Genomic DNA, 26,388 nt, shown 5'->3' with positions numbered 1-26,388 from the left:
CGGCCCGTCGCGACCGGATCGTGACCGGTTCGTGGCGACATCGTGATCCGGACATTCGGTACAGACCGTCGGGACACATCCCGGCGTCGCTCGGGGCTCTGCCACCATGGGCGGGTGCTGGTCTGCTGCGGGCTCGTGACGGTCGACGTCGTCCAGGTCGTCGAGAGGTTCCCGGCTGCGAACGAGAAGGTCCGCGCGGTCGACGCGTCGATCGAGTTCGGCGGCCCGGCGGCGAACGCCGCGGCGACGGCGAGCGCGCTCGGGGTGCCCGCGACCCTGATCAGCCGGGTCGGCGGCGCCGGGCTCGGCAGCATCGCCGCCGAGGGGCTGCGGGCGGCCGGCGTGCGCGTCGTGGACGTCGCCGAGCCGGACGACGCCCCTCCGGTCTCGACGGTCGTGGTGACCCGTGCGACGGGGGAGAGGGCGGTGGTCAGCACCAATGCCGTCTCGTCCGGCGCGCAGAGTGCCGCGCCCGCCGCTCCCGACGTCGCTGACGCCGTCGAGGCCGCGCTCGCCGGGCTGGGACCCGCCGACGTCGTCCTCCTCGACGGTCATCACGTCGACCTCGCCGAGCGCGTCGCCCGACATGCGCGGCAGGTGGGCGCGCGGACCGTCCTCGACGGAGGGTCGTTCAAGCCCGGGACGCCGGAGCTGCTCGGGTGGTGCGACGTGGTGCTGCTCTCGGAGGACTTCCGGATGCCTGCGGTCGCCGAGGAGGGCACTCTCGACGCCGCGGCCGCGGCGATGCGACCTGGCACGGTGGTGGCCCGTTCCCGAGGGCACCGGGCGATCGAGGTGCTCGACGCCGACGGGCGGCACGAGGTCGGCGTGCCGGAGGCGACGGTCGTGGACACGCTCGGCGCGGGGGACGTGCTCCACGGTGCGCTCGCCGCATGGCTGGCCTCGGGCGCGACCGTCCTGACCTCGATCGAGCGCGCCGCAGAGGTCGCGACGGCCTCGGTCGAGCACCCGGGAGCCCTGGGCTGGGTCGGCGTGAACGGCGGGTTCTCGGGGTTCTTGGAGGCCTGACGGCGCGCGGTCGTGACGAACATCTCAGAACGGCAACAGTTTGGAGATGGTCCTCGCGAACGCTTGACACGCCTTAGTAAAGGTTGTCTACTAACAAACATGACGACCGAGGGAGCCGCACCGCAGCGCACGCTGCGCACCGTGCTGCGGCCGACCGTGAAGGTGCTTCCGGAGCATGCACGGGCCCACAACCGGTCGCTCGTGCTCCAGCACCTCTTCCACGACGGGCCCACGTCCCGCGCGGACCTGGCGCGCTCCACGGGCCTGACGCGGGTCACGATCTCCGACCTCATCTCGGTGCTGATCGGCGAGGGTCTCGTGGAGGAGCTCGGGTTCCGCCCCGGGCAGCGCGTCGGGAAGCCGGCGATCCTCGTCGGGATGCGCACGAGCGCCTACCAGATCGTCGCCGTCGACCTCACCGACGCGTTCGAGCTCCGCGGCGCGGTGATGGCGTTGACCGGCGAGCCCGTCGTCCACCAGAACCTCCCGATCGACGGGCGGACGGGTCACGAGCTCGTCGAGTTCGTCGCCCGCTTCGTCCGCGGTCTCGTCGCTGCGGCCACCCAGCCGGTCCTCGGTGTGGGTCTCGGGTCCCCCGGGATCGTCGACTCCGAGGGTCGCGTCGTCGAGGCGCCGAACCGGGGTTGGTACGACGTCCCGCTCGCGGAGAACCTCAGCGAACGGCTCGGGCTGCCGGTGCACGTGGCCAACGACGCCAACATCGCCGCCCTCGCCGAGTTCACCTTCGGGGGAGCCGACGGGGTCGGCTTCATGGTCGTCACCTTCGGCGCCGGTGTCGGGGCGGGGTCCGTCGTCGACGGGTCCCCGGTCCGCGGGCACGGGTTCGCTGCCGGCGAGATCGGCCACGTCACGGTCCGCCCCACGGGCGGCGCGCTCTGCGGCTGCGGCCGGAACGGTTGCCTCGAGACCATCGTCTCCGTCCCTGCGCTCACGCGGGCCCGCGACGAGGCCGCGAACCCCGCCGACGCGGAGGCCGCCCTCGCGGCGGCGGGCGCCGAGCTCGGTGCAGCGCTCGCTCCCGTCGTGAGCGCGCTGAACCTCGCCGAGGTCATCCTGAGCGGTCCCGCTGACCTGCTCGACGGCGCCTTCCGCGAGGCAGCGCTCGACGTGCTCCGTGCGCGCACCATGCCCGTGGTGCACGCGGACCTCGAGGTCCGCCTCGCCGCGCTCCACGAGGACGTCGTGCTCTCGGGCGCTGCCGTCCTGGTCCTGTCCGGACAGCTGGGGGTCTCGTGATCCCCGTCCGTCGACAGCCCGAGATCTCCCGGCCCCGGCCGGGTACCGCAGGTGACGCGTCCGCAGCGCCTGCACCCGCAACACCTGCTCCGCCCGGCACGACCTGCACCTGACAGCACCTCGCAACAGGTAACGACCAGCACGACAGGCGGCGTCCCCAGCGCCGTCCCGCAGAAAATCGAGAGGAAGTACCCCAGTGAAGAGGAACCGCCTCGTTGCCACCGCCGTGGCCTCGACGATCACCCTGTCCTTCGCGCTCGCCGCATGCTCCGGCAGCGACTCCGACACCTCGGCCGAGACCGACACCGACTCCGGTTCCGGTGACTCCGCCGAGGCCGGCGACATCACGATGTGGGTCGCCGGTGGCGACACCCCGGACGAGCTCCGTGAGTACCTCAAGACCACGTTCGAGGCCGAGAACGAGGGCTCGACGCTGACCATCGAGCAGCAGGAGTGGCCCGACCTGGTCACCTCGCTGACGACGGCGCTCCCGGACGAGGCGAACACGCCCGACGTCGTCGAGGTCGGCAACACGCAGTCGCCGACGTTCACCAACATCGGTGCGTTCCTCGACCTGACCGACATGTACGACGAGCTGGGCGGCGACAAGCTGCTCCAGTCGTTCGTCGAGGTCGGCAAGGTCGGCGACCAGAACTTCGCGCTCCCGTACTACTTCGGTTCGCGCTACATGTTCTACCGCAAGGACATCTGGGACGCTGCCGGCCTCGAGGTGCCCAAGACGCTCTCCGAGTTCAGCGACTCCGCCAAGGAGCTCAAGACGGACGACATGTCCGGCTTCGTCATCGGCGGTCAGGACTGGCGCAACGGCATCTCCTGGATCTTCGCCAACGGTGGCGACCTCGCCACGGTCGACGGCGAGGGCCAGTGGACCTCGACGTTCTCGAGCCCCGAGTCGGTCAAGGGCCTCGAGCAGTGGCAGGACCTCTACACGGGCGCCTCGAACGCCCCGGCGACCGCCAAGGACCTCGCGTACTGGGACTTCCTGAACGACGGTGCCGACGGTGAGGACCCCGAGGCCGCCACGATGATGGCGCCGGGCTGGGCCCGCTGGTCGATCGGTGAGCTCACCACCAACGACGACGGCGACGAGGTCCGCGACGGCATGGCGGACGACTCGAAGTACGACATCTTCGCGCTCCCGGGCACCGACGGCGGCATCGCCCCGGTCTTCGCCGGTGGCTCGAACCTCGCCATCTCGGCGAAGTCGCAGCACCCGGAGCTCGCCAAGAACCTCATGCGCATCATCTACTCCGAGGAGTACCAGACGATGCTCGGCGAGAACGGCCTCGGCCCGGCGAACACGGACTACACGTCCTCGCTCGGTGACGACAAGTTCGCCAAGACCACGATCGAGACCGCCGAGGCCTCGAAGCTCACCCCGGCGGCGCCGGGCTGGGCGGCCGTCGAGGGCGCGAACGTCCTCGAGGAGATGTTCCAGAAGATCGCCGAGGGTGGCGACGTCGCAGCGGTCACGGCCGAGTACGACGAGAAGATCACCCCGATGCTGAACCAGGGCTGACGCTCTTCTCGGGACCTCGGCCGCCGCCCCTAGGACGGCGGCCGAGGCCCCGCCTCCCGGCCCGCACAGGGCCGGCACCGGGCCCTTTCCGGCCCGGCTCGCGGCCCGCGCCGGGCCCGCCACGGGCCCACAGGCCCACACCTGGCCCGCAACAGGCTCACCACGGCCCGTCACGCGCCGTCCACGGGGCCGAGCCCCGATCAGCCGGGTCCGCACCTCGGACCCTGAAACCTCATCTGCGAGGGCGCGACGCGTCCTCACGCTTCCGGGAGCACCCGGAAGAGGGAGAACGCCATGACGACCACCACGACCGGAAGCGCTCCGGTCGACGAGGCCTCGGCGCCACCGCCGCGGGCCGCCGCCCGCAAGCGCCGGCGTCCGAAGACGCCCTACTACCTCCTGATCCCTGCGGTCCTGGTCCTGCTCCTCGGTCTCGGTTACCCCGTGTACTGGCAGGTCATCACCTCGATGCAGGAGTTCGGTCTCGCCCAGCAGTTCGGGACGGCCCCGCCCGAGTTCGTCGGCCTCGACAACTACATCGAGATCTTCACCAGCGACGTCGTCTGGGTCGTCGTGGCGCGCTCCGTGGCCTTCTGCCTCGTCAACGCGTTCCTCGCCGTCGGGCTCGGCACGCTGTTCGCGCTGCTGATGAAGAGCGTGAGCGTCGTCCCCGCTTCGCGATCCAGATCGCGATGCTGCTGGCGTGGGCGATGCCGATGGTCGCCGCGGTGACGGTCTGGAAGTGGCTGTTCGACTGGCGCCAGGGCGTCATCAACTGGATCCTCGTCCAGCTCGGGCTCGACTTCGACGGTCACAACTGGCTGGCCGAGCCGCTCTCGTTCTTCTTCGTCGCCACGGTGATCATCACCTGGATGTCGGTGCCCTTCGTCGCCCTCTCCGTGTACGCGGCGCTCACGCAGGTCTCGGACGAGGTCCTCGAGGCCGCGGCGCTCGACGGTGCCTCCGGCACCAAGCGCTTCATGTACATCATCTTCCCGATGGTCCGCCCGGTCATCTCGATCGTCCTGCTCCTGCAGATCATCTGGGACCTGCGCGTCTTCGCGCAGATCCGCCTCCTGCAGGACGCCGGCGCGCCGGTGAGCGAGACGAACCTCCTCGGCAACTTCATCTACGAGCTCGGGATCGGTCGGCAGGACTTCGCCGGCGCGGCCGCGGTCTCGCTGTTCGTCCTGGCCCTCACGATCCTGCTGAGCTGGCCGTACGTGCGGAACCTTCTCAAGGAGGACGAGTCATGAGCGCCACCCACGCGTCCGCGCCCGCCCACGCACGCGGCGGCTCGCCCGCGAAGGTGTCCCAGGCGCGGCTCGCCACGACGGCCCGCCGCAAGTTCCGCGTCAGCAAGCTCGTCGGGAACCTGACGGCGATCGTCGTCGCGCTGCTGTGGGTCTTCCCGGTCTACTGGATGATCAACTCGTCCTTCACCCCGAACGCCCGGCTGTCGTCGCGCACGCCGTCGTTCTTCCCGACGAACGCGACCACCGCGAACTACGAGAACGCCACCGACGGGACCGGATTCTGGTCCGCCCTGCAGATGAGTCTCCTCATCACCATCGTGACTCTCATCGCGGTGATTCTGTTCGCGTTCCTGGCGGCCCTGGCGATCAGCCGCTTCAAGTTCCGCGGGCGCAAGTCGTTCATCGTCGCGGTGCTCTTCATCCAGATGCTCCCTGCCGAGGGCCTCTTCATCGCGCAGTACAAGATGCTGTCGGCGACGAACCTGCTCAACTCGGTCGTCGGTGTCTCGATCCTCTACACCGCGGCGATCGTGCCGTTCACGATCTGGATGCTGCGCGGCTTCGTCGCAGGCATCCCGGCCGAGCTCGAGGAGGCCGCGATGGTCGACGGGCTGAGCCGCACGAAGGCGTTCCTCAAGATCACGTTCCCGCTGCTGGCGCCCGGGCTCGTGGCCGCAGGGGTGTACGCGTTCCTGCAGGCCTGGAACGAGTTCACGATCGCGCTCGTCGCGCTGCCGGCGGCGGACAAGCAGACGCTGCCGCTGTGGCTGCGCGGGTTCCTCAACGCCAGCGTCAACCAGGGGGTCAACTGGGCGCAGGTGATGGCGGCCTCGACCCTCATCGCCCTGCCCGTGATGATCTTCTTCCTGTTCGTGCAGAACAAGATGACCGGTGGCCTCGTCTCCGGTGCGGTCAAGGGCTGACGTGGGAGCTGCCGGTGTGCTCGACCCGGTCCCTCCGGCGACGGAGCTGCACGGCGCGTGCTCCGTGGGGCTCGACGTGGGCGGCACCAAGGTCCACGGCGTGCTTCTCGGTCCGGACGGGACGGTCCTGGGCGACGAGCGTCGTCCGACGCGCCAAGGTCCCGAAGGGGTCCTGGCGAGCGTCGAGGACGTCGTGGGCGCTCTCGTGGGCCCGGTCGGGATCGCGGTCGGCGACCTCGGGGGCATCGGGGTCGGGATCCCCGGCCTCGTCGACCCCGGGACGGGGTGCGTCACCCATGCCGTGAACGTCGGGATCCGTGGCGAGCCGTTCCCGCTCGCGGACCGGCTGGCCTCGCGGACCGGCGGAGTGCCTGTCGCGGTCGACAACGACCTGAACGTCGCGGCCGTCGGTGCGGCCCACCACCTCGCGCGGCAGGGTCGCGGGAGCGAGGCCGGCGCCGAGCTCGCCTACCTCGCCCTCGGGACGGGGCTCGCCGCCGGGATCGTGCTCGGCGGGCGGCTGCGCCGCGGCGTCAGCGGTGCGGTCGGCGAGATCGGGCACGTCCCGGTGGACCCGCGCGGGCCGCGGTGCGCCTGCGGTCAGCGGGGGTGCCTCGAGGTCTACGCCTCGGGGTCCGCGCTGGCCTCGCGGTGGCCCGTGGCCCCCGGGCTGCACGCACCCGCGGAGCTGTTCGCCGCGGCCGCGAGGGGCGACGCCCTCGCCGTGACGGTGCGCGACGAGTTCCTCGACGCCGTCGCTGTGGCGGTCCAGATGCTGGTGCTGACCTACGACGTCGCGGACGTCGTCATCGGCGGTGGCGTGAGCGCCCTCGGCGAGCCGCTGCTCACCGGGGTCGCCGCGGCTCTCGCCGCGCGCGGCGAGCTCTCGCCGTTCCTCGCAACCCTGAACATGGCCGACCGGGTCTCGCTGACCCCGGCCGGCGTCCCGGTCGCCGCGGTGGGCGCAGCCCTCGTGAGCCGTAGAGAGGTGTCCTGATGGAAGTTGTGATCGCTCCCGCCGAGGAGCTCGCCCGGCTGGCCGCCGACACGATCGAGGAGCGACTGCGTGCCCGGCCGGAGTCCGTGCTCGGCCTCGCGACCGGGTCCAGCCCGCTGAAGGTCTACGACGAGCTCGCCCGCCGGCACGCCGAGGAGGGTCTGTCCTTCGCGCGCGCCAGGGCGTTCATGCTGGACGAGTACGTCGGCCTCGCCGCCGACCACCCGGAGCGGTACCGCAACGTCATCGAGAAGGAGATCGCCTCGCGGGTGGACTTCGCGCCCGACGCCGTGCGCGGCCCCGACGGGCTGGCCGACGACCTGGTCGCCGCCTGCGCCGACTACGAGGCGGCGATCGCCGACGCCGGCGGGGTCGACGTGCAGATCCTCGGTATCGGCACCGACGGGCACATCGCGTTCAACGAGCCCGGCTCGTCGCTCGCGTCGCGCACCCGCATCAAGACGCTCACGGCCCAGACCCGCGAGGACAACGCCCGCTTCTTCGGCGACGACCTCGACCAGGTGCCTCAGCACTGCCTGACGCAGGGCCTGGCGACGATCATGTCCGCGAAGCACCTCGTGCTCCTGGCCACGGGCAAGGGCAAGGCCGAGGCCGTGCACCAGCTCGTCGAGGGACCGATCTCGGCGATGTGGCCCGGCACGATCATGCAGATGCACCCCCACGCGACGGTGCTGGTCGACGACGCCGCGGCGAGCCGGCTCCAGCTCGCCGACTACTACCGCCAGACGTACCGCTCGAAGCCGGACTGGCAGGGTCTGTGACCTCGGTCGGGCGCGTCGCGTTCGTCACACCGCCGGGACCGTCCGTCCGCACGGCGATCGGGTGTCCGCGTCGGGGGCAGCACCTAGACTCGGCGCCATGAGCGAGAACACCCCCGGACGTCCGCAAGAGCCTGCCGGTCCCTCCGACCCGGCGTCGGGCACGTCGACGAGCGTGCTCGAGCGCACCGAGGCCGAGGAGAAGGTCGAGCCCGGCGACCACGAGCGGTTCGCGCACTACGTGCGCAAGGAGAAGATCATGAAGTCCGCGATGTCCGGGAAGCCGGTCATCGCGCTCTGCGGCAAGGTGTGGGTGCCGGGACGGGACCCGAACAAGTTCCCCGTGTGCCCCACGTGCAAGGAGATCTACGAAGGTCTGCGGTCCCCGCAGGACGGCGACGGCGACTCCGGCAAGTGAGCGACCGCACCACCACGTCCACCGCTCCCGCACAACCGCAGACACCGTCACCGTCGGCCGCCTCGCACCTGTCGCCGGCGTTCCCGAGCCGTGCCCCCTGGGGCACCGCGTCCAAGCTGCGCGCCTGGCAGGCCGAGGCGATCGCGCAGTACCAGGCCGCGGCTCCGCGCGACTTCCTCGCGGTCGCGACGCCGGGCGCCGGCAAGACGACGTTCGCGCTGCGCATCGCGACCGAGCTGCTCGAGGCCGGCGTGGTCCGGCGGGTCACCGTCGTGGCGCCGACCGAGCACCTCAAGCACCAGTGGGCCGACGCCGCGGCGCGGGTCGGCATCAGGATCGACCCCAGCTTCCGCAACAGCCAGGGTCGGCACGGCGCGCACTACGACGGCGTCGCGCTGACGTACGCCCAGGTGGCGGCCAAGCCTGCCCTGCACGCGGCGAGGACGACTGCCGCACCGACCCTGGTGATCCTCGACGAGGTGCACCACGGCGGCGACGCGCTCTCCTGGGGCGACGCGGTCCGGGAGGCGTTCGAGGGCGCTGCGCGCCGGCTCGCGCTGACGGGGACCCCGTTCCGCTCCGACACCGCGGCGATCCCGTTCGTCCGCTACGACCGCGACGCGCAGGGGATCCGCCGCTCGGTCGCCGACTACACGTACGGGTACGGGGACGCGCTGCGCGACCACGTCGTCCGGCCGGTCCTCTTCCTGACCTACTCGGGACAGATGCGCTGGCGCACCAGGGCGGGCGACGAGGTCTCCGCGCGCCTCGGCGAGGACATGACGAAGGACCTGACCCAGCAGGCGTGGCGGACGGCGCTGGACGCGCAGGGGAGTGGATCCCCTCGGTCCTCGCCGCGGCCGACAAGCGGCTGAGCGAGGTGCGCAGGTCGGTCCCGGACGCCGGCGGGTTGGTCATCGCGAGCGACCAGACCGACGCCCGCGCCTACGCCGGGCACCTCGCCCGGATCACGGGGACGTCCCCGACCGTCGTGCTGTCGGACGACGACGGGGCGAGCGCGCGCATCGACGAGTTCGCGTCGGGGGACGCGCGGTGGATGGTCGCGGTCCGGATGGTCTCGGAGGGCGTCGACGTGCCGCGGCTCGCGGTCGGGGTCTACGCGACCTCGACGGCGACCCCGCTGTACTTCGCGCAGGCGGTCGGCCGGTTCGTGCGGGCGCGCAGGCGCGGCGAGACCGCGTCGGTGTTCCTCCCCAGCGTGCCGCGGCTCGTGGACCTGGCCAACGCGATGGAGGCCGAGCGGGACCACGCGCTCGACCGTCCGCTCACGGCGGAGGAGCAGGGGAGGACTTCTCGCCCGAGGACGCCCTGATGGCGGCCGCCAACCGCGAGGAGAAGGCGTCGGACGACGGCGTGCAGGGCTCGTTCGAAGCCCTGGACGCCCAGGCCTCGTTCGACCGGGTGCTCTTCGACGGCGGCGAGTTCGGGACCGGTGCCGACGTGGGCTCCGACGACGAGCAGGACTTCCTGGGCCTGCCCGGGCTGCTCGACGCGGACCAGGTGGCGACGCTGCTGCGCCAGCGCCAGGCGGACCAGATCTCCTCGCGCTCCAAGCGCGCGGCGGAGCCGGACCGTGCCGAGCTGGAGCACCGTCGCGCCGCGGAGCTGCGCAAGGAGCTGTCCCAGCTCGTGTCCGCGTGGGCCCGCAAGAGCGGCCGCCCCCACGGCACGGTCCACAACGAGCTGCGTCGTCGGTCGGGTGGCCCCGAGGTCCCGCTGGCCACGGCGGAGCAGCTGGACGCGCGGATCGGCGTGGTGCGGGGCTGGTTCGTCGGTCGCCGCTGACGGGTCCGTCTCAGTCGAGGTCGACGAGCTCCGTGGGGATCGCCGGTTCGCCGGCGGAGAGCCGGCGCGCCCCGCGGGGCAGCTCGTCCCGTGAGCGTGCATGCCGGGCGGACGCCAGGTGGACCCCGCTCGGTCCCGTCCACCGGGACTCGACCGACCCGTCGACGACCAGCGGCACCTGGAGCGCCCGGAGCTCGCCTTCGACGTCCGGTCCGCCGTGCTCTCCGTGGCCGTCGGGAACGCGGCCCCAGGCGTCCACCGCGTCCGCGGAGCCCGTGACGACGACCTCCGCGGTCGCGCGCCCTTCGCCGTCCGTACGTCGGGCGGCGGACTTGCGTCCACCGACGCTCGACTTCGACGCGGACGCCTTGGCGACCGGGCGCAGGGTGCCGGAGGCGTCCTCGCGCGCGACGAGCTTGTAGACCATGCCGCACGTCGGTGCCCCCGACCCGACGACCAGCTGGGTGCCGACACCGTAGGAGTCGACGGGGGCCGAGGCCAGGCCGGCGATGGCGTGCTCGTCGAGGTCCGACGTCACGACGATCTTCGTCCTGGTCGCGCCGAGCGCGTCGAGCTGTCGGCGGACGTCGACGGCGAGCCCGCCGAGGTCCCCGGAGTCCAGGCGCACCGCCCCGAGGTCGGTGCCCGCGGCCGCGACGGCGCGCTCGACCCCGCGCGCCACGTCGTAGGTGTCCACGAGCAGCGTCGTCCCGACCCCCTGGGAGGCGACCTGGCCGGCGAACGCGGACTCCTCGTCGTCGTGCAGGAGCGTGAACGCGTGGGCGGCGGTGCCGATCGTCGGGAGCCCGTAGACCCGGCCTGCCTCCAGGTTGGAGGTGCCCGTGAACCCGGCGATCACCGCCGCACGGGCTGCGGCGACCGCGGCGTGCTCGTGGGTGCGGCGCGAGCCCATCTCGAGGCACGGCCGGTCCACGGCGGCGCTGGTCATGCGGGACGCGGCCGCGGCGATCGCGGAGTCGTGGTTGAGGATCGACAGGACGAGCGTCTCGAGCAGCACCGCCTCGGCGAACGTCCCCTCCACCGTGAGCACCGGGGAGTGCGGGACGTAGATCTCGCCCTCGGCGTAGCCGGTGATCGACCCGGTGAACCGGTAGTCGGCGAGGAACGCGACGGTGCGGGCGTCGACCACCTGCTCCCGCTCGAGCCAGGCCAGCGTCGTGTCGTCGAAGCGGAAGGACTCGAGCGCCTCGAGCACCCGTCCGGTCCCGGCGAGCACGCCGTACCGGCGCCCCTCGGGCAGACGACGCGTGAAGACCTCGAAGACGCTGTGCCGGTGCGCGGTGCCGTCCGCGAGAGCGGCCTGCACCATCGTGAGCTCGTACCGGTCGGTGAGCAACGCCGTCGTCATGACGCACACCCTAGGTGCAGCCGCGCGCATACGATGGTCGTGATGACCGAGACCGCGTACCCCGACGTGAGCGAGGACGTCCGTACCGACGTCCGCGAGGACGAGGCCGCGCAGACGGGGGCGACGGCCGATGCGTGGCAGACCGTGGTCTGGAACGACCCGGTCAATCTCATGTCCTACGTGACCTATGTGTTCCGGAGCTACTTCGGGTACGACGAGGCCCATGCCCGCCGGCTGATGCTGCAGGTCCACGAGGAGGGTCGGTCGGTGGTCTCGCGCGGCTCGCGCGAGAAGGTCGAGGTCGATGTCCAGGCGATGCACGGGTTCGGGCTCTGGGCGACGATGCAGCGGGCCGCCGCGTGAGGGCGTTCCGACCGCACGCGCTCGGGTACGTCGCCGAGCTCGATGCCGCGGAGCGGATCGTGCTCGCGCAGGTCCTCGCGGACGTGGCCCAGATGCTCGGGACCGTGGAGGGTGACACCGACCGGACGGACGACGACGGCCGACCCGCCGGGGCGGCCGCGCCGGGCGATCCGGCAGGTCCGGTCGAGCGCACCGAGGTGCCGCTCGACGAGCTGCCGCCGCACGGGCTGCCCTCGGAGGGTTCGGCCGCGCCCGGGCTCCCGGCCGACCCGGCACTGGCCCGGCTGCTGCCGGACGGCTCGCATGACGACGCGGACGTGTCGTCCGAGTTCCGGCGGCTCACGCAGCACGATCTGGTGGACCGCAAGACCGCCGCGCTGATGCTGCTCGCGAACCTGCTGCTCGCGGAGGAACCCGAGCCCGGGACGAGGGCTCCGCTCCTGGTGCGCCGCGAGGACGCGGGTGCGGTGGCGGCCGCGCTCACCGACCTGCGGCTCGTGCTGGCGGCGCGGCTGGGGATCGAGACCGACGCGCAGGTCGAGGCAGTCCACGAGGAGCTCGTGGCCGGGAGCCCCGACGAGGGGGCCGCCGACGGGCCCGACGACGGGGCGGGCGCCGGCCCGCGGCGGTTCTTCGCGAGCGTCTTCGCGACGGCGGGATGGCTCCAGGACTCGCTGGTCGAGGGCATGCTGGGCGATCTCGGCTGATCGTGCGCGGGGCCGCGCGCGGTCGCTGCGGCCCCGCGTGCGAGTTCCCTCCGGAGGTGCCATGGTCCTTCTTCACGTCCAGGGCACTCCGCCCTGGAGTCGTCGAAAGGAACTACGTTGCCTCTCTGGCTCATCATTCTCATCGTCGGTGTCGTCCTCCTCGTGTTCGGCGTGGCGGTCGAAGCGGCGAAGATCCTCATCTGGATCGGTATCGCGATCCTCGTGGTCGCGCTCGTCGTCGGGCTGCTCAACCGCGCCAAGAGGTAGCACTGAGCCTTTCGGGGCCTCTTGCCGGGCCGGGCACCGACGACGGTGCCTGGCTCGCGGCCGAGACCACGCGGCGCACGTCGTCCGGATCACAGCGATTCGGGACGTGCGCCGCGGTGCGTCCGGATAGTCTCGAACCCGTGAACGACGCACCCATCGGCATCTTCGACTCCGGCGTGGGTGGGCTGACGGTCGCGCGGGCGATCCTCGACCAGCTGCCGGGCGAGTCGCTGCGGTACATCGGGGACACGGCGAACAGCCCGTACGGGCCCAAGCCGCTGGCCGCCGTCCGCGCGATGGCGATGTCGATCATGGACCAGCTCGTCGACGAGGGCGTCAAGATGCTCGTCATCGCGTGCAACAGCGCGTCGGCCGCCGTGCTGCGCGACGCCCGCGAGCGGTACACGGTGCGGCACGGTCTCCCCGTGGTCGAGGTGATCCTGCCGGCGGCCCGCCGCGCGGTCGCCGCGACCCGCTCGGGCCGGATCGGCGTGATCGGCACGCGAGCGACCGTCACCTCCCGCGCCTACGAGGACGCGCTCGGCGTCGCCCCCGGCCTGACCGTCACCTCCCGTGCGTGCCCCGAGTTCGTGCGCCTGGTCGAGGCAGGGGTCACCTCCGGCCCCGAGGTCCTCGAGGTCGCGCACGAGTACCTCGACCCCGTCCGTGCGGCTGGCGTCGACACGCTCGTCCTCGGCTGCACCCACTACCCGCTGCTCACCGGCGCGATCTCCTACGTCATGGGCGACGACGTCACGCTCGTCTCGAGCGCGGAGGAGACCGCGAAGGACGTCTACCGCGTCCTCGTCGCGCAGGGCCTGGAGCGCTCCCGGGACGCGGGCGCCCCCGAGCACACGTTCGTGTCCACGGGCGGTTCCGAGCCCTTCGACCAGCTCGCCCGACGCTTCCTCGGACCGTCGGTGACGTCGGTGGGCGTCGCCTGATGCGCCTGGTCACCGTCGGGTGCGCCGGCTCGTTCGCAGGCCCCGACTCGCCCGCCTCCTGCCATCTGGTCCGGGTGCCGGACGACGTCTCTCCCGACGGGCGCGAGTGGAACGTCGCGCTCGACCTGGGCAACGGGGCGCTGGGCGCCCTGCAGCGGCATGTGGACCCGCTCGCGCTCGACGGGGTGGCGATCAGCCACCTGCATCCCGACCACTTCGTCGACCTCTGCGGCCTGTACGTCTACCTGCGCTACCACCCGGGCGGAGGGACCGAGCGCGACGGTCGGTCCGACGCCGTGCCGACCCCTGACGCGCCCGGGCGGCTGCCGGTGTGGGGCCCGTCCGACATCGAGGCACGGGTCGGTGCGGCCTACGGCCTCGCACCGGACGAGCACATGGGCGCCGAGATGTGCTTCCGGCCCTGGGCTCCGGGGGACCGGATCGAGATCGGGCCGCTGGTCCTCGAACCGTTCCGGGTCGACCACCCCCTCGAGTCGTACGGCGTGCGGGTCACCGGGCCGTCGAGCGTGCGACCGGGGAGACCGCCACGATCGCGTACTCCGGCGACACGGACTACTGCGCGTCGCTCGTGGAGGGCGCGCGGGACGTGGACCTCCTGCTCTGCGAGGCGGCGTTCCACGAGGGGCGCGACGACGGCGTCGACCCCGGGATCCACCTCACCGGGCGCGGCGCGGGCCGCGTGGCGCGCGAGGCGGGGGCAGCTCGGCTCGTCCTCACCCACGTCCCCGCGTGGAACGACCCCGCGGTGACGGTCGTCGAGGCGCGGTCCGAGTACGACGGCCCGCTCGAGGTCACCGTCTCCGGGGCGACCTACACGGTCTGAGGGCAACGGACGCCGTCCGCCACCTATCCGCGCGCGGATAGGGTGACGGCATGACTCCCAGCGACACCTCCCGCGGCACGACCGCTACCGACACGACGAACCCGACGCCGCGCGCCGACGGGCGCGCGACCGACGAGCTGCGCCCCGTGACCATCACCCGCGGCTGGCTCGACCACGCCGAGGGGAGCGTGCTCGTGGAGTTCGGCGGCACCCGCGTCCTGTGCGCGGCGTCGTTCACGGAGGGCGTGCCGCGCTGGAAGAAGGGCTCGGGCGAGGGGTGGGTCACGGCGGAGTACGCGATGCTCCCGCGCGCGACGGACTCGCGGAACCAGCGGGAGTCCGTCAAGGGCAAGATCGGCGGGCGCACCCACGAGATCTCCCGCCTGATCGGGCGCTCGCTGCGCGCGGTCGTCGACGTCGCGGCGCTCGGCGAGAACACGATCGTGCTCGACTGCGACGTCCTGCAGGCCGACGGCGGCACCCGGACCGCCGCGATCACCGGCGCCTACGTCGCGCTCGCGGACGCGGTCGCGTGGGGGCGCCGTCACGGAGCGATCACGGGCGGCAAGGACGTGCTCACCGACTCCGTCTCGGCCGTCAGCGTCGGGATCATCGACGGTACGCCGATGCTCGACCTCCCGTACGTCGAGGACGTCCGGGCCGAGACCGACATGAATGTCGTCGTCACGGGCTCCGGGACGTTCGTCGAGGTCCAGGGGACCGCCGAGCACGCACCCTTCGACCGCGCCGAGCTGGACTCGCTGCTCGACCTCGCCGTCGGCGGGACGGCGACGCTCGCGCAGCTCCAGCGCGACGCGCTCGCGGCCGAGCCCGGGCGTCGCTGACGTGGGCTGGGCGCGGCCGGCAGGCACCCACCAGGACCCCGCCCGCGTGGCCCCGCGGCTCGTGCTCGCGACGCACAACCGGGGCAAGCTCGCCGAGCTGCACGCGATCCTCTCGGAGCAGCCCGGCCTGTCCCTGCCGGACGGCGCCGTCGTCTCCGCGGCGGACCTCGCGACGCCGGAGCCCGTCGAGGACGGCGTGACGTTCGCGGCGAACGCCCTCATCAAGGCACGCGCTCTCGTCGCGGCCACGGGCCTGCCCGCGGTCGCCGACGACTCCGGGCTCGCCGTCGACGTGCTGGGCGGGGCGCCCGGGATCTTCTCCGCGCGATGGGCCGGGCGCCACGGCGACGACGTCGCCAACCTCGAGCTGCTGCTCGCGCAGCTCGCCGACGTCGGGCCCGAGCACCGCGCGGCGGGGTTCGTCTGCGCGGCGGCGCTCGTCACCCCCGACGGCACCGAGGTCGTCTGGGAGGGCGCCCTGCGGGGCGTCCTGCTCGACGCCCCGGCCGGCGAGGGCGGGTTCGGCTACGACCCGATCCTGCGGCCCGACGGCGAGACCCGGTCGTGCGCACAGCTGTCGCCCGCCGAGAAGAACGCCATCAGCCATCGCGGCCAGGCGTTCCGCGCGCTCGCGCCGCACGTGGCCGTTGCCCTCGCGGCGGGCGCACCCGCCTGACGCCGACCGTCCGGCGGCGGGACGTCGTCAGCCGCGACCCGCGAGCCGGGCCGCGCGCCGCCGTCTGCCCGGTGGGTTCAGCACGTCGACGAGGGCCACGACCGCGCGCCAACCCAGGATCGTCGCGGCCAGGAACCCGAAGCTGACGATCTGGAACGACGGGGCGACGCCCTGGTCCGTCGCGGCGCGCAGGGCGACACCGCCGGCCCACGTGCAGCCCCACACGACGAGGCCGGTGGGCACGAGCGCGGTGGCGCGCCGCCACCCGCGCGCCACGAGCCAGCCGAGCGCCAGGCCGACGAGGAACGGCCACGCGATGCGCAGGGTCTCGGCGAGCGGCGACCCCTCGTCGTGCGTCCGGTACCCGCCGAGGGTCAGCGCGACGACGCACGCGAGGTCGGCGAGCGCGGCCAGGACCACGGTGCGGACGTGGCGTGCGCGGGAGCCGGGGTAGGGCTCGTCGGTCATGGCGCGAAGCCTACTCGCGCGCCGAGGCCACGCCCGCGGCCCGTACGCTGGGCCGGTGCAGCTCGTGGCCCAGGACGTGACCTTCTCCTACCCCGACCGCCAGGTGCTCCCCGGCGTCGACGTCTCCGTCTCGCCCGGGACGAGGCTCGGGGTCGTGGGCGAGAACGGCAGCGGCAAGACGACGCTCCTGCGCGTCCTGGCGGGCGAGATCCCACCGAGCTCGGGGACGGTCGTCCGCGAGGGGACGACGGCGGTCGTCGAGCAGGAGATGGACGCGCCGCCCGGGCTCACGGTCGGTGACCTGGTGACCTCGAGCCTGCGCTCGCTGCGGGCGCTCGCGGCGGAGCTCGACCGGGCCACCCGCGACTTCGACCACGAGACCGGCGACCTCGCGGAGCTCAGCGACCTCCTGAACCGCGCCGAGCACCTCGCCGCGTGGGACGCGGACCGCCGGGTCGACGTCGCGCTGACCCGGCTGGGTGCCTGCCGGGACCGGGACCGGGAGATCGCGACCCTGTCCGTGGGTCAGCGCTTCCGGGTGCGGCTCGCGTGCCGGCTCGCCGAGCGCAGCGAGATCCTGCTCCTCGACGAACCGACGAACCACCTCGACGACAGCGGCATCGAGTTCCTCACGGGTGAGCTCCTCGCCTGGCGGGGCGGCGTGGTCGTCGTCACGCACGACCGTCAGCTGCTCGACGAGGTCGCGACGGCGATCCTGGACCTCGACCCGTCCGTCGACGGCCGACCCGTGCTCTACGGCCAGCCCGGCTACCTCTCGTACCGGTTCGCCAAGAACCAGGCGCTCCAGAAGTGGCGTCGCCGCTATCGCGCCGAGCGGGAGCGGGCGGAGCACCTCGCCGAGGTGCTCGACCGTTCGTACGAGGGGCTGTCGGACGAGTGGCGTCCGCCCAAGGGGAGTCAGACGCACCGCCGGGCGACCAGGGCCCGGCAGCACGTGAAGTCGGCCGACCGGCTCGCGCAGAAGCTCGAGGAGAACGCGGTCGAGGTCCCCGTCCCGCCGCTCGAGCTCGTCTTCCCGGACCTCCCGGCGATGAACGAGGGGTGGGACCCGGCAGACCCCGTGATCGAGGTCCGAAGCCCACGCGTGGCGGGGGACGGCGCCCCTCGCCTCGACCTGCCCGGCACCCGGGTCGCCGTCCCCGCCTCGGGCAGGCTCCTCGTCGTCGGCGCCAACGGCTCGGGCAAGTCGTCGCTCCTGGCCGCGCTCGGGGGCTGCTCCCGCTCGACCGGGGCACGGTCACTCTCGGCACCGGGGTGCGGGTCGGCGTCGTCGCGCAGGAGGGTGCCGCGGTCCCGGCCGGTGGCAGCGGCTTCGACGCGTACGCGCGCGAAGCGCTGGACCTGCTGGCCGAGGGGGCCCTCGACCCGGAGCGCCTGGTGCCGGTCGCGTTCCTCGGCCTGCTGACGGAGCCGGACCTCGAGCGGCCCCTCGCCGAGCTCTCGGCCGGTCAGCGTCGGAGGTTCGACCTCGCCCGCGCCCTGCTCCACGCGCCGCACGTCCTGCTGCTCGACGAGCCGACGAACCACCTGTCGATCGACCTCGTCGACGAGCTCACGCGCGCGCTGCGCGTGACCCCCGCCGCCGTCGTCGTCGCCACGCACGACCGTCGGATGCGGGACGACCTCTCGGACTGGCCCGTGCTCGACCTGGGGGACCGGGCGGCGTCCTGAGCCCGTCGCCGCCCACGGACCGGGCGGGCGCGACCTGTCGCTGCTCGGTGCTGCCGAGAAGCAGGACCGGCCGTGGCGCCTCGATCAGGTCAGTCGGCCCACGTGGGCCATCGCCTGCCGCAGCAGCGCGCCCTGGCCGCCGTGCATCTCCACCTGGACCGCGTCGTCGCACGCCTGCTCGGGCGTGAGCCACGCCAGGTCGAGGGCGTGTTGCTGGGGTTCGCAGTCGCCCGTCACCGGGACGACGTAGGCGAGCGAGACCGCGTGCTGCCGGGGGTCGTGGTACGACGTGATGCCGGGCGTGGGGAAGTACTCCGCGACCGTGAACGGCTGCGGGGACGACGGGATCAGCGGCAGCGCCACGGGCCCGAGGTCCTTCTCGATGTGGCGCAGGAGCGCGTCCCGGATCCGCTCGTGGTACATCACGCGGCCGGAGACGAGGGCCCGTGTCATCTGGCCCTCGGCGTTGACGCGCAGGAGGAGACCGACAGAGACGACGTCTCCCGAGTCGTCGACGCGGACCGGGACCGCGTCGACGTAGACGATCGGCAGCTGAGCGCGGGCCCCGGCGATGTCCCCGGGGCTCAGCCAGCCGGCGGGTGTGGGCTCCGGGTCCGGCGTGGGGTCCATCGGTTGCTCGGACCAGTCGTCCGGGAAGTCGGCAGTCTCTTTCACCCGACTGTTCTACCCCGCTTCCGGTGCCGAATCCACCGGCCGCGCGGCGACGGGCGGGCCGTCGCCGGCACCGCTCGGAATACTGCGTCGGTCCCTGGTGCTCTACTGCACGAGAAGCGACGGACCCGGGCCAGATCGTGGCCGGGCCGTCGGAACCGTCACGTCGGAAGGACGAGCATGGCAACCCTGGAGCTGACCGAGACCACGTTCGAGCAGACCATCAAGGACAACGACATCGTCCTCGTGGACTTCTGGGCCGAGTGGTGCGGACCGTGCAAGCAGTTCGGTCCCGTCTTCGAGAAGTCGTCGGAGTCGAACCCGGAGATCGTGCACGGCAAGATCGACACCGAGGCCGAGCAGGCCCTCGCCCAGGCGGCGAACATCACGTCGATCCCGACGCTGATGGCGTTCCGCGAGGGCATCCTCGTCTTCGCTCAGCCCGGGGCGCTCCCGGCGCCGAAGCTGGCCGAGGTCGTCGACGCCGTCAAGGGCCTCGACATGGACGACGTGCGCAAGCAGATCGCCGAGCAGGAGTCCGCGGGCAGCGACGCGCCCAGCGCCTGACGTAGAGCGCAGCAGCACGAGAGCAGACGCCCGACCGGCAGCGACCGGTCGGGCGTCTGCTGTTCCCGGCTGCTGTTCCCGGTGCCGTGCTGATCGTCGGTGCGCGAGGCGGGACTCGAACCCGCACGTCCGAGGACACCAGGACCTAAACCTGGCGCGGCTGCCAATTACGCCACTCGCGCTCGACGGCAAGCCTAGCGTTCTCCCGCAGACCGGCCGGACGACAGCCGTCGCCCGGCGCCGGCCGCGGGCTCAGGCTCGCCGGAGGCCCGGCGGCGTCAGCGCGGGTCGATGCCGAGGTCGCGGCGCAGCTTGGCGACGTGACCGGTCGCCTTGACGTTGTACTGGGCGAGCGCGACCTTGCCCTCCGGGTCGACGACGACGGTCGAGCGGATCACACCGGTGACGACCTTGCCGTAGAGCTTTTTCTCGCCGTAGGCGCCGTAGGCCTCGAGCGTCGTGCGCTCGACGTCGGACGCGAGCGGGAACGTCAGCGCCTCGTCCTCGGTGAACGTCGCGAGCTTGGCCACCGGGTCGGGCGAGACCCCGACGACGGTGTAGCCCGCGCCTGCCAGCGAGGCGAGGGAGTCGCGGAAGTCGCACGCCTGCGTGGTGCAGCCGGGCGTGGCCGCGGCAGGGTAGAAGTAGACGACGACCGAGCCGCCGCGCAGGTCGGAGAGCGTGACCGAACCGCCGTCCGACGTGGGCAGGGTGAAATCGGGCGCGACGTCGCCGACGGCGAGGCGAGCGGACATGTGGGGACTCCTCCGGACGGTGGGTGAGGGCGGGCGTCTCGAGCGTATCGATGGTGCGCGCGACGGGCAGTGATCCGGTCTGCTGCGGGGCTGTCGCACAGGTCACACCCGTTCGGGCCGGATTCGATTTCGTGGGTCCGGCCGGACGCTGCTAATGTCTTCCTCGTTGCGCCATTAGCTCAATTGGCAGAGCAGCTGACTCTTAATCAGCGGGTTCTAGGTTCAAGTCCTAGATGGCGCACCAGAACGAAGGTCCCCGGTCCCAGACCGGGGACCTTCGTCGTTCTGTGACGAGTGCGAGACGAGCGCACGACGAGTGCCCGACGGCGGTCGGCACGTGCCGTCGCACCCTCGATCGCCGCCCTATCCTTGGGCCGTGCCCTCCGACCCGAGCCCCGCCGTGAACGAGCCGACCGGACCCCCGTCGACCGAGCCGCGCCCGTACCGCACGTCCCCGGTGTCGTTCGTCCGGCGCAGCGGCCGCATGAACGTCCGGCAGCAGCGCGCGTGGGACGAGCGGCGGCACGAGATGCTCGTCGACGTCCCCCGGCAGGTCGCGCGCACGTCGGTCGACCCGGACTGGCAGTTCGACGCGAGCGCCGCCTTCGGGCGCGACGCGCCCCTGGTCGTCGAGGTCGGCTCCGGGCAGGGCGAGGCCGTGGTCGCCGCGGCGCAGAGCGCGCCAGGCACGAACTTCCTCGCCCTCGAGGTCTACACGCCGGGGCTCGGCCAGACGCTGTACCGGTCGTTGAAGGCCGGGCTCACGAACGTGCGCCTCATGCAGGCCAACGCCCCCGAGGTGCTGGAGCACGCGCTGCCGCCCGCGTCGGTCGACGAGCTGTGGGTGTTCTTCCCCGACCCGTGGCCCAAGGCCCGGCACACCAAGCGCAGGCTGGTCGCGCCCCCGTTCGTCGAGATCGTGGCGGGAGCCCTGCGGCCGGGCGGGCTGTGGCGCCTCGCCACCGACTGGGCGGAGTACGCCGAGCAGATGATCGACGTCCTGGACGCGAGCGAGCACTTCGAGAACGTCCACGGCCCACGCGGCGCGGCGCCGCGGTTCGACGGCCGGGTGCTCACGGGCTTCGAGGCGAAGGCCGGGCGCGCGGACCGTCCCGTCGTCGACCTGACCTACCGCCGGGTCTGACGCGCCCCGGGTGCGGGACGGGGGCGACGCGGGAACAGTGGTGTCATGACGTCGACCCGCCCCGAGACCGAACCGTCCCCCGAGACGCAGGACCAGACACGGACCGAGACTCGCGGCGAGGCCGCCGCCCCGGACGAGACCTACGACGTCGTCGTCATCGGTGCCGGCGCCGTGGGCGAGAACGTGGCCGACCGGGCCGGCAGGTCCGGTCTCGACGTCGCGATCGTCGAGGCGGAGCTCGCGGGCGGGGAGTGCTCGTACTGGGCCTGCATGCCGTCCAAGGCGCTGCTGCGCCCGGGTGCCGTGGTCGAGGCCGCGGCGGCGGTCGCCGGCGTGAGCGTCTCGACGGAGATCGACGCCCCGGCGGTGCTCGCGCACCGTGACGACGTCGCGTCCCACTGGGACGACGCGGGCCAGGCGAGCTGGATCGAGAGCGCCGGGATGACGCTCGTGCAGGGGAGAGCGACGATCGTCGCGCCGCGGACCGTCGAGGTGCGGGGGTCGGCGGTGTCGGCGATCGACGGGGACCCGTCCGACGACGGTGCGGTCCGCACCCTGGTCGCCCGGCACGCGGTCGTCGTCGCGACGGGGAGCGTGCCGAGGCTGCCCGACATCGAGGGCCTCGCCGCGGCGATGCCGTGGGGGAGCCGCGAGGCCACCAGCGCCCAGCAGGTCCCGGAGTCCTTGGTGGTCGTCGGCGGGGGAGTCGTCGCCACGGAGATGGCCACGGCGTACCGCGACCTCGGGGCCGACGTGACCGTCCTGTCGCGCAGCGGGCTGCTGGGCGCGATGGAGCCGTTCGTGGGTGAGTCCGTGGCTGCGGCGCTGCGCGAGTCCGGCGTCGACGTCGTCCGCGGGGCGTCTCCGACGCGCGTGACGCGGTCGGACGACGGCCGGGTCACCGTCGAGTACGACGGCCCGCAGGGCGCGGCGAGCCTCGAGGCGGCGGAGATCGTGGTGGCGACCGGGCGGGTGGCGCGGACCGGGGACGTCGGTCTCGAGTCCGTCGGCGCGCTGCCTGACGACGGCGCGGGGCTCGACGTCGACCCGACGGGGCTCGTCCGCGGCGTCGACGGCGACTGGCTCTACGCGACGGGGGACGTCCTCGGCACGGTCGCGACGACGCACCAGGGCAAGTACCAGGCGCGCGTCTGCGGGGACGCGATCGCGGCCAGGTTCGCGCGCGAGGACCCGCGGGAGGGCGTGGCCACCTGGGGAGGCGACGTCCCGGCGGCGGGGTCCGAGCCCCGGCCGTGGACGCGGTACGCCGCGACGGCCGACGCCTCCGCGCAGACCCAGGTCGTCTTCACGCGGCCCCAGGCTGCGTCGGTCGGGCTCACCGAGACGCAGGCGCGGGACGCCGGGATCGACGTGCGGGCCGTCGAGTACGGCCTCGGCGACGTCGCCGGCGGGACGCTCATGGGCGCCGGGTTCTCCGGGACGGCGAAGATCGTCGTCGACGAGTCGCGGCGGGTGATCGTCGGGGCCACCTTCGTCGGTCCCGAGGCGGGAGAGATGCTGCACGCCGCGACGATCGCCGTCGTCGGCGAGGTCCCCCTCGAGCGCCTGTGGCACGCGGTCCCCGCCTACCCGACGGTCAGCGAGGTCTGGTTGCGGCTCCTCGAGACCTACGGTCTCTGAGCGCGGTCGCCCTCCGGCTCGCCCGGGTGCAGCGGCTAGGCTCGGGAGGGTGACGACGAACTCCGCAGACAGCCCAGAGACCGACGGCCGGACCGAGCCTGCAAACCCGCGCGTCGCCCTGGCGACCTGCTCCGTGATGCCTCGGCTCGACCACGACAACGCCCCGCTCCTGCGGATCCTCGCCGGGCTCGGTGTGGACGCCGTCCCGGCGGTCTGGGACGACGAGTCGGTGGACTGGAGCTCGTTCGACGCGGTCGTCGTCCGCTCCGTCTACGACTACGCGCCCCGCCGCGACGAGTTCGTCGCCTGGGCCGAGTCGGTGCCGAACATCCTGAACGTCGCCCCGGCCCTGCGCTGGAACACGCACAAGTTCTACCTCAAGGACCTCGAGGCGGCCGGCATCCCCGTCATCCCGACCCTGTGGCTCGACCCGGCGCGCAACCTCAGCAGCCGAGCGATCCACACGCGCATGCCGGCCCACGGGCGCTTCGTCATCAAGCCGGTCGTGAGCGCCGGTGCCAAGGACACGGGACGCTACGAGTCGGTCGACGCCGAGTCGCGCGGCCTCGCGATCATGCACGCGAAGAAGCTGCTCGCCGAAGGTCGGCACGTCATGGTCCAGCCGTACATGAAGAGCGTCGACACCGCGGGGGAGGCTCGGCTCGTCTTCGTGGACGGAGAGTTCTCGCACGCGGTCACGTCGAGCACCCACCTGACGGGCCCGCACATCACCGACGGCCACCGGCCGACCCAGGGCCTCTACCGCACGGAGACGATCCGGTCGTACGAGCCGACGGACGAGCAGGTGTCGGTGGCGCGTCGTGCGATCGAGGTGCTGCAGGAGTGCGTCCCCGAGGTCGGGACCCCGCTCTACGCCCGCGCCGACCTGGTCTGGGGCGAGGACGGCGTCCCGACGCTCCTCGAGTTCGAGGTCAACGAGCCGAACCTGTTCCTCAGCTCCTCGAAGGGAGCCCTCGAGCGCTTCGCCGGCGCGATCGCCGCGCGGGTGCTGCCCGGCACGGCGGACTGATCACGCTGGGACCGGACCAGACCTGCCCGGTCCGGGCCCGCCAGGCGCGAGTCACTGTGCGAGCCCGCTGTGCGGGGCCAGGCGCGGGGCCAGGCGCGGGCCACGGCGAGTCTGCCGTGGCCGGTACGACGAAGAGCGGGGAGCCTCGTCCGAGGCTCCCCGCTCTTCGCATGGGGTGAGTAACGGGACTTGAACCCTTTCGGATGCTCCGATCGGATCGGCGAGGACACGCCGCTAACCGCAGAATACCGCGCCAGACGGGGGTGGGGTGTGGAGGGCTCGCGGAAGGTCTAAGGGCACAGAGTTGTGTCCCCCGGACACAGATTGCAGGACCCAGGACACGACGAAAAGCGCCCCCGCCCTCACAAGGAGGACGGGGGCGCTTCGGTGTCGCAGGGGGCGCGACGGGTGCAGCGTAGCGGGTCAGGTGGGGTCGACCGACGTCACCCCGGAGACCATGAGACCGGCGGCGCCCTTGGCGAGCGCCGTGTCGGCCGCGGCCTGGTCCGGGCAGATGTGACCGACCACGGGCTTCCCGGTGCCGACGAACGAGGACCAGTCGCCAGCGGGCGCGTCGTAGGACAGTCCGAGGATGTCCCACTTGTCGGCCCACTGGTCGATGGTCGCGCCGTCGCCCGCGTAGAAGTAGCCCCAGGTCTTGTAGCCCCGGGCGCTGGCGTCCTGAGCCCAGCCGCCGTACTGCTTCCCGTAATACTTCGCGACGAACCGCTGCCGGGGGTTGCCCGGGAGCGCGTCCATCATGTTGAGCAGCTCGGTGCGGTGCGAGAAGGCAGCCTTGATGTCGATGAAGGTGACGTGGCTCGCGTAGTACGTCTCGACGTACTCCTCCCACCGCATGTACGGCTGCGGCAGGCGTCCCGATGTTCCGGCGGGCAGGTTGATGACGTACTGCTGGACCTCGGCCCACGTCATCTGCGAGGCGACGAGCTGCGTGCCCGTGCCTCCTCCGGTCCCGAGCGAGGTGCGGTCGAGGGAGTCGTCGTGCAGCCCGAACCAGACCCCGTCCGAGGTGCGCGCGAGCGCGAGCTCGAGCGCCCCGAACTCGTGCCGCACGGCCTGCGTGTAGGCGAGCAGGCTGTGCTCGGGGTAGTCCTTCGACCCGCCACGGTGGGCGATGTAGAACGGCTCCTGAGCGAGCATGGCGGCGCTCGTGTCGTAGCCGGACGGGAGGCGTTCGACGCGGGCCGTCGTCAGATCGGTGCCGTCGTAGAACTTCCACCCGGTGACGTCGCGCAGGTCGGTGCCGTCCCACACCTTGTAGCCGAGGAGCGTGCCGGGCTTCACGGTGGGGATCGCCGCGATCTCGGCCGCGAGGGTGTCAGCGAGGGTGCGGTGTCCGTCGAGGGTGGGGTGGACGCCGTCGCCGATCTTCGGCAGCGAGTCGATGTCGGCGTCGAGGAACGGGACGTTACGGGACGCTGCTGCCGCCTTCATCGCTGCGATCTGCGCGGGCTGGTTCGCGTTCGAGCAGGTGTGCGTCACGTACCGGGTGACGCCGCTGCCGATCGAGTCCAGGAGTGCCTCGACGGCAGCCTGGAGTCCGGTCGCGGTCGTCTCGTTGCGCCCCCGGAGACGATGACTGTCGAGGGCGCGAGGGCCATGACGGCGGCGACACGACCCGAGTACGCGGACTCGGGCTGACTGTTGATCGTCGCCGTCGGCCCGGTGCCGCCGATACCGGCCAGGATCGGCGCCCGGCCCCCGCCGATCGCGTCGGCGAGACGCCAGGCGAACGTGTCCTGGATGAACACGTCGCCTGCGCCGTTGGTGTACGAGTCGCCGATGATCGCGACCCGAGGCTGAACCTCGGACTTCGTGATCGTGTAGCCGCTCGCGACGGCGGCCCCGCCGAACCGGCCCGGGATGGCGTCGAGCGCGATCACGGTGATGGTCCGCTGTGCGGGCGCCGGGAACGTGAGCCGCATCGTGTACTCGTTGCCGGCGGGCGTCGTGACCTCGGTCTGCTCGTCGGAGATCGGGAACCCGTTGACGAGGATGCGCCCCGGCTCGATGGACGCTGCGGGCGCCAGGAGCCGGAACTCCACCTCGGGGCTGGACGTCACGAACTCGACGTTGAGAGGCCAGTAGGCGTACTGCGAGTCGCCGCCCGGCTTGAGCGGCGGCTGCGCGTAGTCGCCCGCGTTGCCCACCCAGGCGTCGATGGCAGGCACGCCGGGGTAGGAGAAGTACGTCGACCCCTCGAGGTCGACCGGGGCGTCCTGCCACTGGCTGCCGCCCGGGGGCGTCTCGGGGTAGCCGACACGCTTCTCCCGGCACCAGCCGGGAGACCCGGCGATGGTGGGGGCCTCGCCGTAGTCGCGCGCGAGGTCGAAGGTGATGACGGGCTGATCGGCGCTGGATGCGATCGTCAGGGGCAC

At 72.6% G+C, this 26,388-nt stretch carries 26 protein-coding genes, 2 tRNA genes and 2 pseudogenes; 23 read left to right on the top strand and 7 right to left on the bottom strand.

Annotated elements, in window-relative coordinates:
- The first annotated feature begins 114 nt into the window (after positions 1-114).
- From QUE47_RS00840 to QUE47_RS00795, 10 genes and pseudogenes are all read left to right on the top strand, one after another.
- Positions 115-1,029, top strand: a complete 915-nt coding sequence (locus tag QUE47_RS00840) for a PfkB family carbohydrate kinase (protein WP_286218189.1) — start codon at positions 115-117, stop codon at positions 1,027-1,029.
- Between the two features lie 99 nt (positions 1,030-1,128).
- Positions 1,129-2,286, top strand: coding sequence for an ROK family transcriptional regulator (locus QUE47_RS00835; RefSeq protein ID WP_286218188.1), 1,158 nt, complete (start codon positions 1,129-1,131; stop codon positions 2,284-2,286).
- A 196-nt stretch (positions 2,287-2,482) separates the two neighbouring features.
- On the top strand, positions 2,483-3,826 hold the full coding sequence (locus QUE47_RS00830) for an extracellular solute-binding protein (protein ID WP_286218187.1): 1,344 nt from the start codon (positions 2,483-2,485) through the stop codon (positions 3,824-3,826).
- 294 nt (positions 3,827-4,120) lie between these two features.
- A complete protein-coding gene (locus QUE47_RS00825; RefSeq protein WP_286218186.1) occupies positions 4,121-4,558 on the top strand; it encodes a hypothetical protein in 438 nt (145 codons plus the stop codon).
- Positions 4,519-5,082 carry a carbohydrate ABC transporter permease gene (locus tag QUE47_RS00820; protein WP_286218185.1) on the top strand — a complete coding sequence of 188 codons (564 nt, stop codon included), beginning with the start codon at positions 4,519-4,521 and terminating at the stop codon, positions 5,080-5,082. The genes QUE47_RS00825 and QUE47_RS00820 overlap by 40 nt, the downstream gene beginning before the upstream one ends.
- On the top strand, positions 5,079-6,005 hold the full coding sequence (locus tag QUE47_RS00815) for a carbohydrate ABC transporter permease (RefSeq protein ID WP_286218184.1): 927 nt from the start codon (positions 5,079-5,081) through the stop codon (positions 6,003-6,005). Before QUE47_RS00820 ends, QUE47_RS00815 begins: the two co-directional genes overlap by 4 nt.
- Before the next feature lie 16 nt (positions 6,006-6,021).
- Positions 6,022-7,002, top strand: a complete 981-nt coding sequence (locus QUE47_RS00810) for an ROK family protein (protein ID WP_286218183.1) — start codon at positions 6,022-6,024, stop codon at positions 7,000-7,002.
- The gene (nagB, locus tag QUE47_RS00805; RefSeq protein ID WP_286218182.1) at positions 7,002-7,784 is read left to right on the top strand and encodes a glucosamine-6-phosphate deaminase; all 783 of its coding nucleotides are present in this window, start codon (positions 7,002-7,004) and stop codon (positions 7,782-7,784) included. The genes QUE47_RS00810 and nagB overlap by 1 nt, the downstream gene beginning before the upstream one ends.
- A gap of 97 nt (positions 7,785-7,881) precedes the next feature.
- Complete coding sequence (locus QUE47_RS00800; RefSeq protein WP_286218181.1) at positions 7,882-8,199, top strand: DUF3039 domain-containing protein; 318 nt, start codon at positions 7,882-7,884, stop codon at positions 8,197-8,199.
- Positions 8,200-8,267: 68 nt separating this feature from the next.
- Positions 8,268-10,005 (top strand): annotated as a pseudogene (locus QUE47_RS00795) (DEAD/DEAH box helicase).
- A gap of 10 nt (positions 10,006-10,015) precedes the next feature.
- Here QUE47_RS00795 and QUE47_RS00790 read toward each other — a convergent pair.
- Positions 10,016-11,374 (bottom strand): nicotinate phosphoribosyltransferase, encoded by a 1,359-nt coding sequence (locus tag QUE47_RS00790; protein WP_286218180.1) that lies wholly within the window; start codon positions 11,372-11,374, stop codon positions 10,016-10,018.
- A gap of 33 nt (positions 11,375-11,407) precedes the next feature.
- Here QUE47_RS00790 and clpS point away from each other — a divergent pair, with 33 nt between their 5' ends.
- The 7 genes from clpS (at position 11,408) to rdgB (ending at position 16,020) form a co-directional block, all read left to right on the top strand.
- Complete coding sequence (gene clpS / locus QUE47_RS00785) at positions 11,408-11,737, top strand: ATP-dependent Clp protease adapter ClpS (protein ID WP_434019711.1); 330 nt, start codon at positions 11,408-11,410, stop codon at positions 11,735-11,737.
- Positions 11,734-12,444, top strand: coding sequence for a DUF2017 family protein (locus tag QUE47_RS00780; RefSeq protein ID WP_286218178.1), 711 nt, complete (start codon positions 11,734-11,736; stop codon positions 12,442-12,444). The genes clpS and QUE47_RS00780 overlap by 4 nt, the downstream gene beginning before the upstream one ends.
- 117 nt (positions 12,445-12,561) lie before the next feature.
- Positions 12,562-12,711, top strand: coding sequence for a hypothetical protein (locus QUE47_RS00775; RefSeq protein ID WP_286218177.1), 150 nt, complete (start codon positions 12,562-12,564; stop codon positions 12,709-12,711).
- Between the two features lie 140 nt (positions 12,712-12,851).
- Positions 12,852-13,655 (top strand): glutamate racemase, encoded by an 804-nt coding sequence (gene murI / locus QUE47_RS00770; RefSeq protein ID WP_286218176.1) that lies wholly within the window; start codon positions 12,852-12,854, stop codon positions 13,653-13,655.
- 331 nt (positions 13,656-13,986) lie between these two features.
- Complete coding sequence (locus tag QUE47_RS16375) at positions 13,987-14,499, top strand: MBL fold metallo-hydrolase (RefSeq protein WP_350227612.1); 513 nt, start codon at positions 13,987-13,989, stop codon at positions 14,497-14,499.
- Between the two features lie 50 nt (positions 14,500-14,549).
- Positions 14,550-15,344 (top strand): ribonuclease PH, encoded by a 795-nt coding sequence (rph, locus tag QUE47_RS00760; protein ID WP_286218175.1) that lies wholly within the window; start codon positions 14,550-14,552, stop codon positions 15,342-15,344.
- Positions 15,345-15,390: 46 nt separating this feature from the next.
- A complete protein-coding gene (gene rdgB / locus QUE47_RS00755; protein WP_286218174.1) occupies positions 15,391-16,020 on the top strand; it encodes an RdgB/HAM1 family non-canonical purine NTP pyrophosphatase in 630 nt (209 codons plus the stop codon).
- A 27-nt stretch (positions 16,021-16,047) separates the two neighbouring features.
- Here the strand turns inward: rdgB and QUE47_RS00750 are convergent, their stop codons facing one another.
- The gene (locus tag QUE47_RS00750; RefSeq protein WP_286218173.1) at positions 16,048-16,488 is read right to left on the bottom strand and encodes a DUF3054 domain-containing protein; all 441 of its coding nucleotides are present in this window, start codon (positions 16,486-16,488) and stop codon (positions 16,048-16,050) included.
- Here QUE47_RS00750 and QUE47_RS00745 point away from each other — a divergent pair.
- Positions 16,487-18,180 (top strand): annotated as a pseudogene (locus tag QUE47_RS00745) (ABC-F family ATP-binding cassette domain-containing protein). The gene QUE47_RS00750 and the pseudogene QUE47_RS00745 overlap by 2 nt on opposite strands.
- Before the next feature lie 84 nt (positions 18,181-18,264).
- Here QUE47_RS00745 and QUE47_RS00740 read toward each other — a convergent pair.
- Entirely contained in the window at positions 18,265-18,855 is a 591-nt protein-coding gene (locus tag QUE47_RS00740) for an NUDIX hydrolase family protein (RefSeq protein ID WP_434019710.1), read from the bottom strand.
- 177 nt (positions 18,856-19,032) lie between these two features.
- Between QUE47_RS00740 and trxA the strand changes: the two genes are divergently transcribed.
- The gene (gene trxA / locus QUE47_RS00735; protein ID WP_286218172.1) at positions 19,033-19,419 is read left to right on the top strand and encodes a thioredoxin; all 387 of its coding nucleotides are present in this window, start codon (positions 19,033-19,035) and stop codon (positions 19,417-19,419) included.
- A gap of 100 nt (positions 19,420-19,519) precedes the next feature.
- Here trxA and QUE47_RS00730 read toward each other — a convergent pair.
- Together QUE47_RS00730 and QUE47_RS00725 are read right to left on the bottom strand one after the other, a co-directional pair.
- Positions 19,520-19,601 (bottom strand) — tRNA-Leu (locus QUE47_RS00730).
- A 96-nt stretch (positions 19,602-19,697) separates the two neighbouring features.
- Positions 19,698-20,174, bottom strand: coding sequence for a peroxiredoxin (locus QUE47_RS00725; protein ID WP_286218171.1), 477 nt, complete (start codon positions 20,172-20,174; stop codon positions 19,698-19,700).
- A gap of 168 nt (positions 20,175-20,342) precedes the next feature.
- Between QUE47_RS00725 and QUE47_RS00720 the strand changes: the two genes are divergently transcribed.
- The 4 genes from QUE47_RS00720 (at position 20,343) to QUE47_RS00705 (ending at position 23,989) form a co-directional block, all read left to right on the top strand.
- A tRNA-Lys gene (locus QUE47_RS00720) sits at positions 20,343-20,418 on the top strand.
- 93 nt (positions 20,419-20,511) lie between these two features.
- Entirely contained in the window at positions 20,512-21,318 is an 807-nt protein-coding gene (gene trmB / locus QUE47_RS00715; RefSeq protein ID WP_434019709.1) for a tRNA (guanosine(46)-N7)-methyltransferase TrmB, read from the top strand.
- Between the two features lie 45 nt (positions 21,319-21,363).
- Complete coding sequence (locus QUE47_RS00710) at positions 21,364-22,959, top strand: dihydrolipoyl dehydrogenase family protein (RefSeq protein WP_286218170.1); 1,596 nt, start codon at positions 21,364-21,366, stop codon at positions 22,957-22,959.
- Between the two features lie 49 nt (positions 22,960-23,008).
- Complete coding sequence (locus QUE47_RS00705) at positions 23,009-23,989, top strand: ATP-grasp domain-containing protein (protein WP_286218169.1); 981 nt, start codon at positions 23,009-23,011, stop codon at positions 23,987-23,989.
- A gap of 423 nt (positions 23,990-24,412) precedes the next feature.
- Here QUE47_RS00705 and QUE47_RS00700 read toward each other — a convergent pair whose 3' ends face one another.
- A complete protein-coding gene (locus QUE47_RS00700) occupies positions 24,413-25,492 on the bottom strand; it encodes a glycerophosphodiester phosphodiesterase (protein ID WP_286218168.1) in 1,080 nt (359 codons plus the stop codon).
- A complete protein-coding gene (locus QUE47_RS00695; protein ID WP_286218167.1) occupies positions 25,489-26,388 on the bottom strand; it encodes an SGNH/GDSL hydrolase family protein in 900 nt (299 codons plus the stop codon). Before QUE47_RS00695 ends, QUE47_RS00700 begins: the two co-directional genes overlap by 4 nt.

It is taken from the genome of Paraoerskovia sediminicola (genome assembly GCF_030296575.1).
Taxonomy (GTDB): domain Bacteria; phylum Actinomycetota; class Actinomycetes; order Actinomycetales; family Cellulomonadaceae; genus Paraoerskovia; species Paraoerskovia sediminicola.
The sequence above is the reverse complement of the archived record's forward strand: the minus strand, read 5'-3'. Positions and strand labels throughout refer to the sequence as shown.